The sequence below is a fragment of the Paenibacillus pinistramenti genome, from assembly GCF_005869875.1.
Taxonomy (GTDB): domain Bacteria; phylum Bacillota; class Bacilli; order Paenibacillales; family Paenibacillaceae; genus Fontibacillus; species Fontibacillus pinistramenti.
The window spans coordinates 1-17,433 of record NZ_VAWG01000019.1 but is presented as its reverse complement, the minus strand read 5'-3'; the positions used below and the strand labels follow the sequence as shown (position 1 = coordinate 17,433).

General features: G+C 50.4%; 20 protein-coding genes, 2 rRNA genes and 1 riboswitch. Of the genes, 2 read left to right on the top strand and 20 right to left on the bottom strand.

Features of this window, described 5'->3' with window-relative positions; genetic code table 11:
* Positions 1-139 precede the first annotated feature (139 nt).
* The 7 genes from veg to FCN15_RS16565 all read right to left on the bottom strand — a co-directional run bounded on the left by veg (position 140) and on the right by FCN15_RS16565 (position 7,125).
* Positions 140-406 (bottom strand): biofilm formation stimulator Veg, encoded by a 267-nt coding sequence (gene veg / locus FCN15_RS16595; protein ID WP_138496093.1) that lies wholly within the window; start codon positions 404-406, stop codon positions 140-142.
* A gap of 181 nt (positions 407-587) precedes the next feature.
* Positions 588-1,505 (bottom strand): sporulation peptidase YabG, encoded by a 918-nt coding sequence (gene yabG / locus FCN15_RS16590; RefSeq protein WP_138496092.1) that lies wholly within the window; start codon positions 1,503-1,505, stop codon positions 588-590.
* Positions 1,506-1,560: 55 nt separating this feature from the next.
* Positions 1,561-2,448 (bottom strand): 16S rRNA (adenine(1518)-N(6)/adenine(1519)-N(6))-dimethyltransferase RsmA, encoded by an 888-nt coding sequence (gene rsmA, locus FCN15_RS16585; protein WP_138496091.1) that lies wholly within the window; start codon positions 2,446-2,448, stop codon positions 1,561-1,563.
* Between the two features lie 4 nt (positions 2,449-2,452).
* Positions 2,453-2,998, bottom strand: a complete 546-nt coding sequence (gene rnmV / locus FCN15_RS16580) for a ribonuclease M5 (protein WP_138496090.1) — start codon at positions 2,996-2,998, stop codon at positions 2,453-2,455.
* Positions 2,999-3,201: 203 nt separating this feature from the next.
* Entirely contained in the window at positions 3,202-4,353 is a 1,152-nt protein-coding gene (locus FCN15_RS16575) for a 3D domain-containing protein (RefSeq protein WP_138496089.1), read from the bottom strand.
* 263 nt (positions 4,354-4,616) lie between these two features.
* Positions 4,617-4,839: riboswitch (cyclic di-AMP (ydaO/yuaA leader) on the bottom strand.
* Positions 4,840-5,057: 218 nt separating this feature from the next.
* On the bottom strand, positions 5,058-5,828 hold the full coding sequence (locus FCN15_RS16570) for a TatD family hydrolase (protein ID WP_203232172.1): 771 nt from the start codon (positions 5,826-5,828) through the stop codon (positions 5,058-5,060).
* Between the two features lie 13 nt (positions 5,829-5,841).
* Positions 5,842-7,125 (bottom strand): HD domain-containing protein, encoded by a 1,284-nt coding sequence (locus tag FCN15_RS16565; protein WP_138496087.1) that lies wholly within the window; start codon positions 7,123-7,125, stop codon positions 5,842-5,844.
* Positions 7,126-7,419: 294 nt separating this feature from the next.
* Here FCN15_RS16565 and FCN15_RS16560 point away from each other — a divergent pair, with 294 nt between their 5' ends.
* Positions 7,420-7,674, top strand: a complete 255-nt coding sequence (locus FCN15_RS16560) for an AbrB/MazE/SpoVT family DNA-binding domain-containing protein (RefSeq protein WP_068699009.1) — start codon at positions 7,420-7,422, stop codon at positions 7,672-7,674.
* A 140-nt stretch (positions 7,675-7,814) separates the two neighbouring features.
* Here FCN15_RS16560 and rsmI read toward each other — a convergent pair whose 3' ends face one another.
* The 10 genes from rsmI to FCN15_RS16510 form a co-directional block, all read right to left on the bottom strand.
* Positions 7,815-8,711 carry a 16S rRNA (cytidine(1402)-2'-O)-methyltransferase gene (gene rsmI, locus FCN15_RS16555; protein ID WP_138496086.1) on the bottom strand — a complete coding sequence of 299 codons (897 nt, stop codon included), beginning with the start codon at positions 8,709-8,711 and terminating at the stop codon, positions 7,815-7,817.
* Complete coding sequence (locus FCN15_RS16550; RefSeq protein WP_138496134.1) at positions 8,708-9,430, bottom strand: tRNA1(Val) (adenine(37)-N6)-methyltransferase; 723 nt, start codon at positions 9,428-9,430, stop codon at positions 8,708-8,710. The genes rsmI and FCN15_RS16550 overlap by 4 nt, the downstream gene beginning before the upstream one ends.
* 90 nt (positions 9,431-9,520) lie before the next feature.
* Positions 9,521-9,856, bottom strand: coding sequence for an initiation-control protein YabA (locus FCN15_RS16545; RefSeq protein ID WP_420819589.1), 336 nt, complete (start codon positions 9,854-9,856; stop codon positions 9,521-9,523).
* Positions 9,857-9,923: 67 nt separating this feature from the next.
* A complete protein-coding gene (locus FCN15_RS16540) occupies positions 9,924-10,724 on the bottom strand; it encodes a PSP1 domain-containing protein (protein ID WP_138496084.1) in 801 nt (266 codons plus the stop codon).
* 100 nt (positions 10,725-10,824) lie between these two features.
* Entirely contained in the window at positions 10,825-11,817 is a 993-nt protein-coding gene (gene holB, locus FCN15_RS16535; protein WP_138496083.1) for a DNA polymerase III subunit delta', read from the bottom strand.
* 85 nt (positions 11,818-11,902) lie between these two features.
* Entirely contained in the window at positions 11,903-12,346 is a 444-nt protein-coding gene (locus FCN15_RS16530; RefSeq protein WP_138496082.1) for a YaaR family protein, read from the bottom strand.
* Between the two features lie 135 nt (positions 12,347-12,481).
* Positions 12,482-12,811 carry a cyclic-di-AMP receptor gene (locus tag FCN15_RS16525; protein WP_138496081.1) on the bottom strand — a complete coding sequence of 110 codons (330 nt, stop codon included), beginning with the start codon at positions 12,809-12,811 and terminating at the stop codon, positions 12,482-12,484.
* Positions 12,812-12,897: 86 nt separating this feature from the next.
* Complete coding sequence (gene tmk, locus FCN15_RS16520) at positions 12,898-13,536, bottom strand: dTMP kinase (RefSeq protein ID WP_138496080.1); 639 nt, start codon at positions 13,534-13,536, stop codon at positions 12,898-12,900.
* Positions 13,533-15,113, bottom strand: a complete 1,581-nt coding sequence (locus tag FCN15_RS16515; RefSeq protein ID WP_138496079.1) for an aminotransferase class I/II-fold pyridoxal phosphate-dependent enzyme — start codon at positions 15,111-15,113, stop codon at positions 13,533-13,535. The genes tmk and FCN15_RS16515 overlap by 4 nt, the downstream gene beginning before the upstream one ends.
* Before the next feature lie 124 nt (positions 15,114-15,237).
* Positions 15,238-15,447: a sigma factor G inhibitor Gin gene (locus tag FCN15_RS16510; protein WP_138496133.1), complete on the bottom strand. Its 210-nt coding sequence runs from the start codon at positions 15,445-15,447 to the stop codon at positions 15,238-15,240.
* Positions 15,448-15,694: 247 nt separating this feature from the next.
* Between FCN15_RS16510 and FCN15_RS16505 the strand changes: the two genes are divergently transcribed.
* The gene (locus FCN15_RS16505; protein ID WP_238996721.1) at positions 15,695-16,219 is read left to right on the top strand and encodes a hypothetical protein; all 525 of its coding nucleotides are present in this window, start codon (positions 15,695-15,697) and stop codon (positions 16,217-16,219) included.
* Between the two features lie 104 nt (positions 16,220-16,323).
* Here FCN15_RS16505 and FCN15_RS16500 read toward each other — a convergent pair whose 3' ends face one another.
* The 3 genes from FCN15_RS16500 to FCN15_RS16490 all read right to left on the bottom strand — a co-directional run.
* Entirely contained in the window at positions 16,324-16,752 is a 429-nt protein-coding gene (locus tag FCN15_RS16500) for a hypothetical protein (RefSeq protein ID WP_138496077.1), read from the bottom strand.
* Between the two features lie 242 nt (positions 16,753-16,994).
* A 5S ribosomal RNA gene (gene rrf / locus FCN15_RS16495) occupies positions 16,995-17,111 on the bottom strand.
* 198 nt (positions 17,112-17,309) lie between these two features.
* Positions 17,310-17,433 (bottom strand): 23S ribosomal RNA (locus FCN15_RS16490); the annotation flags it as partial.

Below are 17,433 nucleotides of genomic sequence, written 5' to 3'. Positions count from 1 at the left end.
TCCTCCTGACAAAGATGGAATATGGGGACCTTTCAAGTATTCGCTTAAGGACGGCCATTTTATACGGGCAGCTGCCGGCATCCACCGGAGACATGAAAAAAGCGGCCATCAAGGCCGCTACAGTCATCTCATGCTGTCTTCAGGTAAATAGCTGTGGTTCATTGCCCTCATGAAACAGCGAAATTTCCACCGTCTCAGTCAGGATATCTGCATAGCTGTAAGACACTCGTTTCGAAGTCTCTTGCTCTTCGTCCAGCTTAACAATAAAAACAGAGGGATAGGTCTCTTCCAACACTCCCGTGCGTTCCACCATCTTGCGACGGCCACCGTTCGCACGAAGCGTAATCCTCTGGCCTACATAAGCATCAAGACTGTGTTTGATATCAGACAAGGCATTCTTAGCCATACCTGTGACCACCTCTTTTCCCAATTATTATAACACCTCAATACCTAAATGTCAAAAAATAAATTATTATATCAGCATCAATTCCGCCCTGTCAACGATTATTTTTGGAACCTGAAAGTAATGACAAGAAAACAAAAAAAAGAACCCGCCCATCAGCCGGTTCTTCTCTCTTCTGTGTTCATTACATTACGGATGGCACCACGTTAAGCTTGTTTAAATCCTGAAATTTGGGCAGGCCGATGCGGTAGCTTCCGCGGGTCTCAATACCGCCCACACCCTGGATCCCGCTGATCGTATGCTTCAGTACATCCGTAATGTTAATCGTCCCCCTGACAGACGTAAATGCTGCTTTGCAGGCGATATACACGGGGTCAAGCGCGTGGATCAGAATTCGGCCCGGAGAGCTGGCAAAATTAGCCCCTGCCTGAAGCAGCGCTTCAAAATGGGATTGGCAGGCCCCAGCCACAATAGTGAGCGAGTCAAAATTACGCTCGTACTGCCGCGCAACCTGTACAGCTTCGACAAAGCTGCGCGAATTCTTATAGCTGGACAAGCTGTACAAGTCGCTGCGAAGCCTGTTCTTGAGCACCCCGTCGTGGCCTGTAATCACTACAATGTCCGGGCGCACATTCGGCAGCAGCCGGTACAGGGCGTCGGGCATCGCTTTTTCATTGATATAGTGGCCCTGGGCTGGAATCCGGAGCTTCTCGTATAAATCCATGCTTTTCTTTAGATAAAGCGGATCACCGTCCAAATGAAGCACCTTCCCCGGCACTTCAAAATAGGACTGAGCAGAAGGGTCATTCGTTATTACAGACCGGCCGGCCCCCAGAATGGCGCGATTTTGCTCTTCAAGGGATTGACGGTCCTTGTTCAGCCGCTGCAGGCTTTCTTCAGCCTTGATTCTCGCTTCCTTGGCTTTGCCTGTCGCGATGTCGCTAGTCACGGGAATCAGATCATATACAGGCGCATCCGCCAGCAAACGAAATTCCGTGCCTTTAATGATTGCCCGGTTCCGGTCCAAAGCCTCCACACGGAAGGTTAAATCCTGATTGTAGGATTGGCGGGCAACCAGGTCTCCTATTTTCGTCAAGTCCATCACCTCTACTCCATCCTATGGGCGTTTGAGGATAATGGTTCCTTCTCCAGACGATTTAAGAACGCAGTCCCGCCTCAAAGAGAACATTGGACAGTCTTGCGAATTCTTCTATGCTGAGCGTCTCTGCGCGCCGTACAGGCTCAATTCCCGCCAGTCCAAGCAGCCGTTCCAGCTCTGTGCGGTCATCCTTGGCAAAGAAACGGCTCTTCAAGTTATTCGATATCGTCTTGCGGCGCTGGGAGAAGGAGGCCTGGACCACCTCGAAGAAAAAGGCTTCATCCGCCACCTCAACCGGCCGCTCCTGTCTTACCTTAAGGCGGATCACGGCTGAATCGACGTTAGGCTGCGGGATGAAGACGGTATGAGGCACGGTGCAGACCAGCTCAGGTTCGCTGAAATACTGGACAGCGATGCTGAGACTGCCGTATTCCTTACCTCCAGGAGAAGCCGCCATCCGCTCGGCAACTTCCTTCTGGATCATGACCACGATGTTCTCCAGCGGGAGGCGTTCCTCCAGCAGCTTCATCAGAATCGGTGTAGTTACATAGTAAGGGAGGTTGGCAACCACACTCACCCTGGATACATCCTTGAACTCTTCTTGGAACAGCGCCTTCAGGTCGATCTTGAGCACATCGCCGTGAACAACCTTCACATGCGGATAGGGCTCCAGCACATCGCCGAGGATCGGCAGCAGGCGCTGGTCAATCTCCACGGCCACAACTCTGCCTGCAGCATCGGCAAGCTTCTCGGTCAGTGCTCCGATTCCGGGACCGATCTCAAGCGCGCCCTTGGACGAATCGAGATCCGCAGCACCGACAATTTTGCTTAAAATATTTTGATCGATCAGAAAGTTCTGGCCGAGGCTTTTCTTGAACGAGAAGCCGTATCTTTGAATAATCTCCTTTGTCCGCTTGGGCGTTGAGACTTCTTCTTTCCTGTTCATGTTCTTAGACTCCTTTGTCTTCCAATTGACGCAAGGCATCCGCAAATTCTTCGCGGCTGATTCTGAAGACTGACAGACGTTTGTAGAACTGCTTGCCGTTGCAGTAGCCGATCCCCAGTACCTCGCCCATGAATCTGCGACGTTCAGACGCTCTGGGGTGAACGATCAGCCCCGCTGTAAGCAGGTCTTCCCAGTCAATCTGCGCTTCCTGCGACGGTACTTCGCTGCGTACCCGGGCAAGCGCCTCACGGATCGCTTCCGGAGAGGCGTTCTCGACGCCGATATCGCCTTTCTTGGTAGCTGCCGACTCCGTCAGGAACGCATGCTTGCAGCCCGGGACCTTGGCCGCTACAATCTTGCGGATGCGTTCTCCAGCATGATCCGGGTCCGTAAAAATAATCACGCCGCGCCGCTCCTGCGCCAGCGCTATTTTCCGCAAGACAGCCGGTCCGATGGCCGAGCCTCCTGTTTCAATCGTATCCGCATCGACAGCCCGTTTAATAGCCACCGTATCGTCCTTGCCCTCTACGACTATGACCTCTTTAATCATTCCCGTCGTCCTTCCTTCCATACCATAGAGAAAGCCCCGCCTTCGGGGTCATATTACCAATTCTGGTCAATCCGTAAACAGCCCGCCTGTTTAAATCCAAACAAAAAGAAGAGGATGTTCTCCTCTTCTGAGCTTATCTATATGATCAACATAATAATAGCGAATTTCCAGGCTAAAGTAAACGAGCCAGCTCGTTCAGATCATCAGTTCAATTCCGGTTTGACAGGACCAATCACGTAAACCGTGCGCCCCTTCTTGCGGCCAAAATTATTGGCTTCTTTCAGCGTATCATAAAAAACATCGATTTTGTTGCCTTTAATCGCTCCGCCTGTATCTTCCGCACGGCGGAAGCCTACGCCTTCAATATAAACCCACCATCCAAGCGGAATGACGTCAGAATCCACCGCAATGGTTCTGCCCTCTGTAACGCGTGTACCGGAAGCCGTCTTCGTTCCGATCCCGGATTCTTCAGAGGAATAAGCAGTCAGGGAAACATTTTTAAGTACCTTCTTGTATTTAAAGCTTACGCCGTTCTTGGTAACTGAATTGGTGCCGCTGACTGAAACGGTGTTTGCCTTGCGCGTGATGCTCGCAGCCAATACCTCTGTCTTAGGCTCTTCTACTTTGGTTCCTACCGCAATAACCTCAGACGTTGCCGTCTTGGCTACCGTCTTGCTGACCCAGCGTTTGGAGATTAGCTGCCCATCCTGAAAGACCTTCTCGATCGTATGGACGACCTGGCCATTGCTGCCGGATTGAAGCGTCTTGGTCTTGCCCTTCAGCAGGTTTGGATCGGATGTCTTCACGACCGTATAGGGAACAGCCTGCGTCATCTTCACCATCACTTTGTTAACGCGGACCACATGAATCTTCATATGCGCGGTAACTGCGGTATCTAATGCGGGGTAAACCTTATCATTCTCTGAAACGGTAATTCCGGATTCCTGCAGTGCCGTTTCAACCGTATCTGCCGTTGTGTATTTCTGGGCGGCTGTACCGTCTGCAATGACCACCACCGGTTCGGCGCGGTTGATGACAATCTGATCGCCATCCTTAAGCTCCGTACTCAAGGCCGGGGTAATCTGATCCTGTGAACTTAATTCAATATTCTGCTCGCTTAGCAGCCCTTCAACATCCTGCTGACGGGTCTCCACTGCCACCGGCTTGCCGTCAATCATCAGCTGCACACTTTTCTTGCCTTGGTAGAGTATGTAGGCGAGAAAAATCGATATAACCGCAACAGCAAGTAAGGCATAGATTGCAATCTGACGAGCATTCTTGTAACTCCACCGCAAAACGTAAGACATACTGGATGATCGTGATTCATGGGTTTCGTCCTTGCTGAAAAAGCCCATTTCTTCAGCCTCCTCCATAGCCCCGCCGTCCTAGGTCGATATGATACATATGACGCGACTATTTACCGATTTTTGTACGGAACACGCCCTAAAGCCCGCGTACTCCGCATCCTTCCCCAGCCTGCCCCGGCTCCACCCATTGCCGCCATTCTCACAATATGATGGTCCTATCGCATTTTATTCAACAAAAAAGAAGCCATAAAAGAGTTAGAGGAACTCTTTCGTGGCTTCCGTTAGGTCTTGGTGTCGATAGGATGCACGAGGTTGCCTCTCTCATGACGCTTACGGGGTTAGCTGTCGGGTTCGGACGGATGAGAGACGTCCTATCTTGATTCACCCGCTCATGGCGGATGATCGCAAATTCACCCCAAAGACTCACGTAAAGAAATCAAATGCATCAGCCGCGGCTTATTTATCAAGCATGCTCTGCAAACTGCTGCATCGGTTCCCCCGTTCTCCGTAAAGGAGATTCAGCGAGACTGGTTCATGGAACCAAAAGAATCAAAGTGACGTAACGGCGTAAGTCCATTACGCAAATCGATTACTGAAAAGATTCTATCCTTTTTGGATACCGGTTGTAAAGGAGTAATCAACCATGTATTTCGAAATAAATGGTTAAAAATCTGTAATAATCAGCAATTTAATGATTAAATTTCTTTAATATGTCCCGTATCCTCTTTTTTTCAGCTGTTTTACTCCTTATTTCAGCTAATACCAAATCGTTCCAGTGCATTTCGGGTCGTTATTCTCGCAATTTCTTCCAGAGTTACACCTTTTAGTTCAGCAGCCGCTTCAGCCACCAATTTGACGTAGCCGGTCTCATTTCTCTTTCCACGAAAAGGATGGGGTGTCAAATATGGGGCATCCGTTTCGATCAGTAAACGGTCATCCGGAACCTGAACCAGCACCTCTTTCGGCTGTCTTGCATTCTTGAACGTAATGGGTCCGCCAAACGAAAGATGGAGCCCCATATTCAGACAAATTTTTGCCGTTTCCCAGCTGCCCGAGAAGGAGTGCATAATCCCGCCGACCTCGCTTGCTTTTTCCTCGCGCAAAATTTTCACCACATCCTCATGAGCATCACGATTGTGAATAACAATCGGCATCTTCAGCTCTCTGGCCAAGCCGATTTGGCGGCGGAAAACCTGCTGCTGCACGTCTTTAGGCGACGTATCCCAGTGGTAATCGAGGCCGATTTCGCCGATGGCAACGACCTTTTCATGCTGGCAGAGCTCAGCAATCCACTCCAGGTCTCCGTCCCGCATTGTAATGGCGTCCACGGGATGCCAGCCGACAGCCGCGTAGATAAAATCATACGTTTCGGCAAGCTTCATCGTTGTCGGAATAGTCTCCCGGTTAAAGCCGACATTTACCATCCGCGTAACGCCCTGTTCTACAGCTCTCGCTATCGTTTCTTCGCGGTCCCCGTCAAATTGTTCCGCATCCAGGTGGGTATGGGTGTCAAATAACATGATTCTAAATCCTCCTCTATAGGTTAAAGAAAGTCTGGAGCTCTGCAGGCAGCTTGTCTTTGACTGAACGCAGCTTGTCCTGAGGAAAATATAGCTGGTACCGCCCCCGGTGAATCCCGCTGATGGAGCGGACAATATCGGATACCTCGGAAATTTCCTTCAGCCGCTCCTGCCGGTCCAGCAGCAGAATCTGGTGCGTAGTCAGTCCGTCCTCCGGGCGGAATACATCATAAGGCAGGTCAGCCGGAGAATCAATTTCAAGATCATAGATGGGATCGAGCCCTGCCGCTTCAAAGGCTTGTCTCATTGCATCAATCGACTCATTGTCCGTTTCTTCGATCTCTACATATTTATACAGATTACGGTTCATAAATCGTTCACATAAACTTCTGAGGATTTCGTCCTCTTCGTGCTGCCATTTCATGAAAACCGTCTGAATCAAGGCTTCATCCAGCTGCAGATATTCCTCTACCGTCAGTTCGCGGGTAAACAGCCCAGGGAGAGGATCCAGCATGATTTTGAATGAATATCCGGCGGACCACAGCTCTTTCGCTCTCCGGAAAATGTGCCGCAGCAGAATTTCCGAGCTTCTTGTCACAGGATGGAAATACACCTGCCAGTACATTTGATAACGGGACATCAGATAGTCTTCCACCGCGTGCATGCCTGATTCCTTGACGACAACCCGGCCGTGGAAAGGACGGAGCATCCGCAGAATCCGGTCAATATCAATGGTTCCGTAGTTTACGCCGGTAAAATAAGCATCGCGCAGCAGATAATCCATCCGGTCCGCGTCGAGCGGGCTCGAAACCAGGTTCACGACAATCGGCTTGTCGTAATCCTTGCGGATAACGGCAGCGACCTTCTCGGGGAACTGCTCCGATATTTGTTTCAGCAGCCGGTTGACCTCGGTATTGCCGAGCAGGATTTTACAGGTCCAGTCCTCGTGGTGCATTTCAAAGGCTTCTTCTATAGAATGGGAAAATGGCCCGTGGCCCAGGTCGTGCAGAAGGGCGGCGCACAAAGCCACCATACGCTCTTCTTTCGGCCAGTCGCTGTAACCGCTCCGCTCAAACTGGGAAATAATACGCCGTGTAATTTCATACACGCCAAGCGAATGGGAGAAGCGGCTGTGCTCGGCCCCGTGAAAGGTCAAGAAGGTGGTGCCAAGCTGCCGGATCCGGCGCAGACGCTGAAATTCCGGCGTATTGATCAGCGCCCAAATCAGTTCATCCTGCACATGAATGTAATTGTGAACGGGGTCTTTAAATACTTTTTCTTCGCCCAGCGGCTGATGCATAAAGAAAACCTCCTTTTTTGTCGAAAGAAAATAAGGTGTCGACATAATTTGTCGAATTATGTAGAAACGTGAAACTGCTGTCTTGCCCTGTTATGAGCCCCCTCCGAGCCTCAAAAACCTTGATATATCGCCTATCTCAATTAATTTCCATTATTTTTCAAGGGAGAGCGGCGCATATTTACCATTAATAGGTTGACTATTATGGCAACGGTTGGTATCATAATTATCATAAAACATAGAATCTTGTCGAATAATGACATTTTAAATTGATAGCGAGAGGGGCAATCATAGGTTATGATGAAATCAACAGGTATTGTAAGAAAAGTAGACGAGCTAGGACGTGTGGTTATTCCAATTGAGCTTCGCCGCACACTCGGCATTGGTGAGAAAGACGCCCTCGAGATCTATGTCGACGGTGAACGCATCATGCTCAAGAAATACGAGCCGGCTTGCATCTTCTGTGGCAATGCAGAGAACGTTACTTATTTCAAAGGAAAAATTGTTTGCCACGAATGTCTCAGTGAAATGCCTATACCTGTGACAAATTAAGATTTATAGGTTATAATAGATTTACTGAAACTGTTAATTCTAACCTTTTCATATCTCCTTGTACCTTCCCTGGCTTGAACCCGGCCATGTGAAGGTCTTTTTTTTGTCCACAAATTGTTCACCGTCTTCATTATAAACCGTTACAGCAGGGCGTTGTAAATGTCTCTCTTGGATACGCCGCGGTCAGCCGCCGCTTTCTTCATGGCGTCCTTGCGCTGCAGCCCTTCCTGCTCATAGTGAGCCACATGCTCCTCAATCGAGAGCTCCTGCCACCACAGCCCTTGACTCTCCTGCAGTTCCTCTGCCTGAATGCCCTCAAGCACCAGACAATATTCGCCCAGCGGAGGATGTTCCTCCAGCCAATTCAAGCAAGCTTCAACCGTTCCTCTCGCCAGCTCCTCATACCGCTTCGTCAATTCCCGTGCCAGCACAATACGCCGATTGCCGAGCTCATGCTGTAAATCCTGCAGCGTCTTTATAACCCGGTGAGGCGACTCGTACATCAGAACCGTACCCTCGTAATGCTTGAACTGATTAATGGAGCGCTCCCGCCCCTTCTTATCCCGAGGAAGAAAGCCAATAAATTGAAACCGTTCGGTCGGCAGGCCGGACACGATGAGGGCTGACAAGGCGGCGTTAGCGCCAGGTATAGGAACGACGTCAATTCCCTCTTCAATAGCAAGGCGAACGAGGTCGCTGCCAGGGTCCGAAATGGCCGGCAGGCCGGCGTCGCTGACCAGAGCCAGATTTTTTCCTTCTATTATAAAGCGTATCAGCTCCGGACCGCTCGCCGCCTTGTTGTGCTCATGGTAGCTGTACAGTTTCTTCGGTGTAATTTCAAAATGCGTCAGCAGCTTTCGCGTATTTCTTGTATCTTCTGCAGCAATCAGATCCGCTTCCTGCAGAATCCGAACCGCCCGGAAGGTCATATCCTCCAGATTGCCGATCGGCGTAGCCACCAGATAAAGCTTACCGGCATGGCTTTTGCCTTCCTCGACATAACTTTTCTGCACCCTAACGTCTAAACCGTCCTTCATGCTTCTCCTCCACTGTTTCCATAATAAATCTCCATAAGCTCGTCCGTATAACGCCCATCCGGTTCATAGACAATTAAAGGCGGCTTCAGGCGGATATCCGGTTTGCCTCCGCGCAGCGCTTCAATCAGAACCATATTCGCCTCCTGCGTCAGCTTGGGATGGACAAACCGGAGCACCTTGGGCTCCAGCTTATATTGTCTGAGCAGAGACAGAATTTCTCCTAAACGCTGGGGTTTATGTACCATAAAACATTTTCCGCCCGGGCGAAGCAGCCTCATGGCCGATGCGATAATTTCCTCCAGGCTGCCGTGAATTTCATGTCTCGCCATCGCCTGGTGCTGATTCAGCTTCTGGTCACCGGACTGCAGCGGCATGTAAGGCGGATTAACCGTAATCGCATCATAAACATTGGCGCCGACCTCCTGCACCAGCTCCCTCAAATCCCCGGTCCGTATAAGGACTCGATCCTCCAGCCCGTTCAACTGGACGCTGCGCCGGGCCATATCAGCTAGACGCTCCTGAATCTCAATCCCCTCTATCCGGCCCTCAGTCCGCTGGGACAGCAGAATAGGGATGACGCCATTTCCGGTGCACATGTCCAGTATTCTGCCCTTCCGAGGCAGCGAGGCAAACCTCGATAACAGCACCGCATCCATCGAGAAGCTGAACACTTCATCGCTTTGAATCAGCCTGAGGCCGGCGTTCATCAGATCATCCATGCGCTCATTATCATTAAGCCTTACCACGAACTCATTCCCCTTACACCTCTAAAATGTTAAAAAAAACCGTAGGTTCTCACCTACGGCCCTTTATTTATTCAGAAAAGACAAGCAGAACAGGCAGTCGCCTTCCGTTCTTAAATGCCCGTAATACACATTGCATATATGAAAACCTTCATGATAAAGACGGGCCAAATTATCATGGCCTTCTCCGATAACATCGGCCTTTGGCTCTTCTTCGCTTGCAGCGGATTTTGCCCTTTTGCCTGCTGCGGGAGCTTCGCCCGGTTCTCCAGCTTCACGCTTCAGCACCTTGCGCAGCTGCTCGTTCTCCGTTGTCAGCCGCTGATTCTCTTCCAGCAGCTTCTTGACCTCAAGCTTGAGAGCGCCCAGCTCGGTTTGAGCCTCACCCATCTGCGATTCCATCTGCTGTAAATGTGCAAAAATATCTATTTTCTCCAAGTCCCCACCCCAGAGTCAGTCTCTATGGTATTTACTTGATGACGACGTCATCGAGCGAAAGTTCCTTGACTTTGCCGATTTCAAAAAGCTGAACATGAACCGTGCGGGAACCGGTATTGAGTCCGACCACCTTGCCGTCTCCCATTGAAGTGACCACGAGTTTGCCTACGCTTGGCAGTTCTTCCTTCACGCTCTCATAATTATCATGCTCAAACTTCAAGCAGCACATCAGTCTTCCGCACAAACCTGAAATTTTGGTCGGGTTCAGAGACAAGCTTTGATCCTTCGCCATCTTGATCGACACCGGTTCAAAGTCCCCGAGCCAGGAGGAGCAGCAGAGAATGCGTCCGCAAGGACCAATTCCTCCCAGCATTTTCGCTTCGTCCCTGACGCCGATTTGCCTAAGCTCGATCCGGGTCCGGAAAATGCTTGCCAGATCTTTCACCAGCTCCCGGAAATCAACCCGTCCCTCAGCCGTGAAATAGAAAATAACCTTGTTGCGGTCAAACGTGTATTCCACGTCCACCAGCTTCATTTTCAAATCATGGTCTTTAATTTTATTTAAACAAGTCGTGAAGGCATTCTTGGCGGCAAGCCGGTTCTCCTCCACAACATTACTGTCCGTCTCATCAGCGATCCGGATGACCTTCTTCAGCGGCAGCACGACGTCGGATTCGGCCACAACCTTCTTGCCGATCACCACTTTCCCGTATTCGACTCCGCGAGCCGTTTCAACAATAACGCTATGGTCTTTCTCTACAGGAAAATCGAGCGGATCGAAATAATAAATTTTGCCCGCTTTCTTAAAACGGACACCTATTACCGTGTACAAAAACTAACCCCCTTATAACAAACAGCACATGGCTCCTGTAAGACTAACGGAAAGCACCCGCTTCCCTAAACCTTCAACTACTGGGAGATAGCTTGTCTCTTCAATTCCAGGCCGGAACGGCTTGTCCTATATTCAATAAAAATTGCTCTAAGCAAAGCTGGCCATTCATATTGTACCGGAGCTTCTTCTTGGATTCCGCCGCATAAGCCATACAGGAAACCCAGGCTCCGGCGCTGCGGGTTCCGGCTGTCTTGGAGATAAACTCCCATTCATCTATAAAAACGATACGATCGTGTCTGTTCGCCTGTGCCTGAATCATATCCTTGAACCAGAGATGGAACAGATCAAAGATCATGTCCAGGTGGTCACCCAAACCGGCTTTAAACACGCTCTGCTGAGCGGTAATCAAAGGAGATCCGCCTCTGCCTGCGGATTCCTTCCCTAATTGTAACATTACGTTTCTAATTTCTGCAAACCAATTCTGACCTGCCAATTCACGGCATGCAGCCAATCCCGCTGCCAAATGCACCGCCGTGCGGGCAATGGCCTCCGGGACCCCTTCATCGCTTAATTTCTGCAGCATCAGCATCGGGTCAAGCGCCGTAAAAGGGACCCACTGGGCTCTGGACTGAATGGTCGGCAGCAGGGCTCTGCCGTTGCTGGACAGCAAGATGGCGACAGCAGGCACCGGCGGCTCCTCCAGAAATTTGAGCAGGCTGTTCGCGGCCTGCGTGTTCATTTTCTCCGCCTGGTCAATGATATAAGCCTTCGGATTTCCGCTCTCGGAGCGGTAAGAGAAGATTCGCTGCAAATCGCGGATTTGGTCGATTTTGATATTCGCGCCATCAGGACTTACAATCTGCAGATCAGGATGATTGCCATGCATCAGCTTGCGGCATTCCAGACAGACTCCGCAGGCCTCCTCTGTTCCATTTGTGCAAAACAAGGCCTGTACGAAAGCAAGTGCCATTTCCATCTGGCCGCTTCCCGGAGGCCCATTAAAGAGATATGCGTGCGATATCCGGTTGTGCCGCAAGCCGTTTTGCAGCAGCTTCTTCGCGCCGTCCTGGCCCGCAATGTCTTTAAATAGCATTGGAATCACACTTTCTACTGTAGAAACTTTTTTAGAAACTTATTTTTAAAGAAACTTTTATAGAAACTTATATCAAAGCTTTTATTTAGAAGGATAAATTGATAAGCAGACCCCGGATTTCCCCAATCTTCTGCAGAAGCTCCAAACGCCCCTGCTCACTGTCAAGGAGCTCCTCGCCCATGCCCAGCAAACTTGCGTCGATCTCATCAAGCAGCTTGTACCGCTTGCCGCGTCCCCGGCGGTCCCAGCCCTTTGTCTCCTTCATGCCTACACCGCGCCGGACCGTATCCTCCAGGAAACGTTTGACCATCATCCGGTAGGCCTTCAGCTCACGTACCGTCATAGAACGGGCAAGCCGGTCCCCTTGAAGCTGAATCTCCTGGAGCCTTCTGTTCAATTCCTCCTGGGACTTCTGCTCGCCTTGCTGCTGCATAACATCCGAGAAGCTCTTGGATGCAATTTGCTTGGCTGCTCCTTCAGACGAACCTCTGCTGCTTGTCAACGGTCTATACCCTGGCTCGATTTTCACCTGACCTACCGCCTATCTCTCACTGTATATTTTTTTACATGCAGAAACGGCTACATGACTCATCCGAATCACCGTAACCGCCGCCTGCCGTCAAACTCTATTACTTGAAACTTAAAGATTTGAAATCTATTCTGATCAGAAATGCTCGAACCGGTCAACCGGAAGCACAAATACGGTAGCTCCCCCGACTTGTACTTCAACTGGAAGCGGCAAATACGAATCCGTTGTTCCGCTCATAGGCGTTACTGGCGTAACCAGCTGCTCTCTGACCTTACAGCTGTTTCGAATGACGCCCAGCACCGTCTCAACCTGACTGTCGTCCACCCCGATCATAAACGTTGTGTTGCCTGCACGTAAGAATCCGCCGGTACTTGCAAGTTTGGTCGCCCGGAAGTTAGCTTTCACCAAAGCTCCGGATAAACGGTTGCTGTCTTTGTCCTGAATAATCGCAACAATCAGCTTCATATTGCATTCCCTCCTTATTCGAATAAATTCTTTCATCTATTATAACGCATATTTCTTTATTTATTTGATAAATTTAAGCGAAAATCCTACAAAATGGCCCTTAAATGCTTTTTCAAGCCTTCTGCTACCTGCTCGGGGGAGGCTGAGGCATCCACTACGGTAATTCTCTCAGCATACATAGCTGCTACCTTCTGATACCCTTCTCTGACCCGCTGGTGAAAATGGAGCTCTTCCAGGTCAAGACGGTTGACCTCGCGCCCTTTTCCAGCTGAAATGCGGGCCAGCCCCACCTCCGGTTTAACGTCCAGATAGTAAGTATGATCTGGGAATCTGCCCTCTGTAGCAAAAGAATTTATAGACAGCACCTCGGCAATGCCGATCCCTCTGGCATATCCCTGGTAGGCAAGGCTGCTGTCAATAAAGCGGTCACACAAAACGACCATTCCCTGCTCAAGCGCCGGTTCTACCTTCTCAACCAGATGCTGACGGCGCGCCGCCGCATACAGCAGGGCCTCTGTCCGGATGTCCATTTCCGTATGATCCGGGTGCAGCAGGAGTTCCCGGATTCCCTCCGCGATCCTAATTCCCCCGGGTTCACGGGTCACCAGATAAGGCAATCCTTCCTGCTCCAGCAGACCAGCCAGGTGCTGCAGCATCGTTGTTTTGCCTGAGCCCTCTCCCCCCTCCAGTGTAATAAATAGCCCTTTTCGCTTCGAATTGCTCATTGCTTCTCCTCCGGTTTGCTGTCTTCGTTTCTGCTATTTCCGCTGCTATATACCTGAATCTGCTGCAAGCTTGGATCCTTCGCGCCTTGGAAGCGGGATCCGCCCTCTCTTAATGCAATAAGCCGGGCGGCCGTCTCAGGCGAGACCGTTTCCCCCGGATATAAGAGCGGGATTCCCGGCGGATAAGGGATTACCATCTCGGCGGCCATTCTCCCCGCGCTCTGCTCCAAGGCTATAGGCTCGGTTGTCTTCTCAGCCGGAGGAGTCAAATGGAAAGCAACCGGCTCTGAAACCGCCTCTCCTATCCTATTGTTCCACGTGGAAAGTAATGGATGAGTGGCTTCAGGAGGCTGATCAGGGCTGTTACCCAGCTCTGCTTCCAGTGTATGCAGAACACCCAGCAAATGGTTAACATCGTCCAGTGTTGTGCCTGGCCCAAGCGCCAGAACGGTGTACCGCTCATCGCTCATTTCCGGAACACATTTACGGCGTTCCAGCCGCTCCTGCAGCTCGTATCCGCTCCATTCCTGGCAGGCATCATACAAAACCACCTTGAACGGATCCTGAGCTGTATAGGCAGGATATGAATTGCTTCCTCTCTTACTATTACCACCATCCTGCAAGAAGTGAACCTCCGGCTGCACAATCTTAAATCTGCGCAGCTGCTGTATCCCTCTGCGCAGCTGCTGGGCGGCTGCCAGGCTCTCTGCCAAGGCAGCCGGGCCCTCCTGCTCCAGCCAGCTCCTGCATAGATCAAGCGAAGCCATGATCGGATAAGACGGGCTGGAGCTCTGCACCATGGCGAGCCGCTGGCGAAGCAGCGGACGGTCCAGCAGCGGTCCCTGCACATGCAGCATGGCGCCCATCGTCATGGCGCCCAGCATCTTGTGCGTGGACTGCACGACTCCGTCCGCGCCCTGAGCCAGCGCGCTCTGCGGCAGCTCTGCGGCCAGGCCGTAATGCGCTCCGTGGGCTTCGTCCACGAGCAGCGGCACTCCGGCCGCATGACACAGCTCCGCCAGCTGCGCCAGCGGAGCCCCCATGCCGTAGTAGTTCGGGTGGGTGACCAGCACGCCCTTCGCGCCGGGATACCGGCGCAGGGCTTCACCCACCGTCTCAGCCGACGGCATGACTGCAAGACCGCTGGCGCCGTCCACCTCCGGCGCCAGAAAAACGGCTTGTGCATGGGCCAGCATCAAGCCGTGCAGCACCGACTTGTGCACGTTGCGCTGCACAAGCAGAATATCCCCTGGCTGGCAGCATGCCGTCAGGATCAGGCCCAGATTGCCCGACGTACTTCCTCCAACCAGGAAGAACGTCTCCTCCGCACCAAAGAAAGAGGCCGCCTGTCTCTGCGCCTCTTCGATAACTCCCTCCGGATGATGAAGATCATCCAGGCCGGTAATTTCCGTCGCATCTATTTTCAGCACATTCCGCAGCAGGCCGCTGCTTGAATGCTTGTACATCGCACCGTTCTTGTGCCCCGGAACATGAAAAGAAACATCCGCTTCTCTTTCATAGCGCAGCAGCGCTTCCCACAGCGGTGCTTTACCTCTTTCACGCTCTTGATTCCTCACCGCAATCACTTCCAATCAAACCTCTACCCGGTTATTATTCTTCCATTTTAAAAGATTAAAAAGCCGAAGTATACGCCAAAATACAAAAGAGCCCGCAGCTTCTGCCGGCCCCCATTACCTTTCCTTACGCATTTAACTGCACCCAGATCTGCTTCATTTGATGAACAAAGAAGTCATACTTATCCTCTTTCACATCCGTATGCACCATTTCAGCCTCACAATCCTCGCAAATGAATTCTGAGACAATTTTGATTCCCTGATTTTTTATCTCCCCGCAAATGATGCACGTATCCGCCTCTGCTCCAGCCGGAGCTTCACCTGCAGTCTCGTTCATGCCCATTTCAAACGGTTCTTTATATTCGGAAAAATCGGACATCTGCGATCCCACCTTATCGCTTTTACTATCAGTATGCCACAGAATCTATCTATTTATACAAGTCTGCTAGCCTTTTGACTCTTTATTCTATGCCAAATGCCCGGCCATGGTGTCTTGCCTTTAAGCGCTTAACAAACGCCGGATTTAGACCGATATATTAAGCAGGTATGCTTCACTTGTCATTTAAGGAGGAATGTTGCCCAGTATGAGTCTTGACCAAAATGCTAAAGCGACCTTTTACCAATACCGCCTGCTGAAGCGGTCCATATTTCCAAAAGCCTTCAAGCTAAGTCTGATGGTTATCCCGGTAATCTGCCTGGTTGCCGAAATAATATTCTGGGGTCCGCTGAGCCTCTTTGCCTTTATTGCGGCAGCACCTATAGCTTTATGGGTACAGTTTGTGATCTGCCGTTCCGTCATCATGATCGTCAGCCGTTCTTCACGGCCTCGCTGGCACTTTTCCTGGCGTCTCCCCTGGTTCGGCTATATACCCGATCAATACATAGGATATCTTACCTTTAAAAAAGCCCATCTGCACTATGCCTGGATCGGCTTTGCCGTCATCGCCATATTAATCCCCTGGTCTCCGCCCAGTTTAATCTTTGCCTTGTTCTTCTGGCATTTCTGGCTCCTGCTGCCCAGAGTCTATTCCTTCGCCGTCCTCCTTAGACAGCGTAAGGATGGAATGCTCAAGTTTACTGACCAGGAGCTCTCCTACTATATTCAATAAAATAGAGATGTCTGGGCCATGCTTAACCCCTAATCACAGCACGCCAAAAAAATAAACCTGCTTTCGCTTCTGCAGCGAGCAGGTTTATTTTTACGATTTTCTCCTCAAGGATCAATAATCGTCTTGTTTAATTCACTTGCCAACGTATCATTCGTTTTAGGGATGTATAGGATGAATGCATTTTTCTGCAAGGATAACTGAATCGTCTGATGATTTCTGGTAAAAACCCGGGTGGAACCAGCCTGTTCCTCTTTATTTTCCGTCCAGCCCCAAGCCTCAATTTCTTCCTCATATGCGGTTGGAAGCTTGCTGTCCTCTTTCAATCCGGGTACAGAATAGCGGACATACTCCATTTTGGAGCTTTTTAAAGCTGATTCAGCTTTACTCGCCGCCTTAGGTACCGGAAAAGTCTTATCGACCGCCGAGCCTTCATATACCTTCCAAGAGTTATCTGCCGTATTGCAGCCCGCTGACAAAGTGAAGAGCAATATACACAGCAAGCAGAACAAATACCATTTTATTTTCTTATTCATGATATTTCTCCTCCTCACCGAATTGAATCTATGCCCTCCCTAACAAAAAAAGAGGTACAACGCTCTATTTCGCGCCAGTCAACCCCGTCAAAGTTCCTATTTAATTATATATTTTGAAGCAATAACAGGAGTAACAAAACGGTTACATTCCATAGAATGGGCTTTTTTTAATAATTACTACTATTGAGTCCACTTATGATAAAAAAATAAAAACCACCGCCGTTAATCGGCAGTGGTTCTTCGCTTGGCGGCTTCCTACTCTCCCAGGACCCTGCGGTCCAAGTACCATCGGCGCTGGAGGGCTTAACGGTCGTGTTCGGGATGGGTACGTGTGGAACCCCTCCGCCATCGCCACCAAACAGGTTTTTTCCGGTCGTATTACTCCCTGAAAACCTTCAGGAAAATAACCAACCTTCCAAAACAGATTCAGATGTTTGATCACCTGAAAACTGGATACGAAACAATATTTTCGAATTAGCCCCCTAATTGGTTTCCCGGGGCCCCCGAAAAGTAATCGGAATTACCTTCAAAGCCACGCGTCACTTTTTGGGGTATTTTTGGATAAGCCCTCGACCGATTAGTACTGGTCAGCTCCATGCATTGCTGCACTTCCACCTCCAGCCTATCTACCTCGTCGTCTTCAAGGGGTCTTACTAATTGGGAAATCTCATCTTGAGGGGG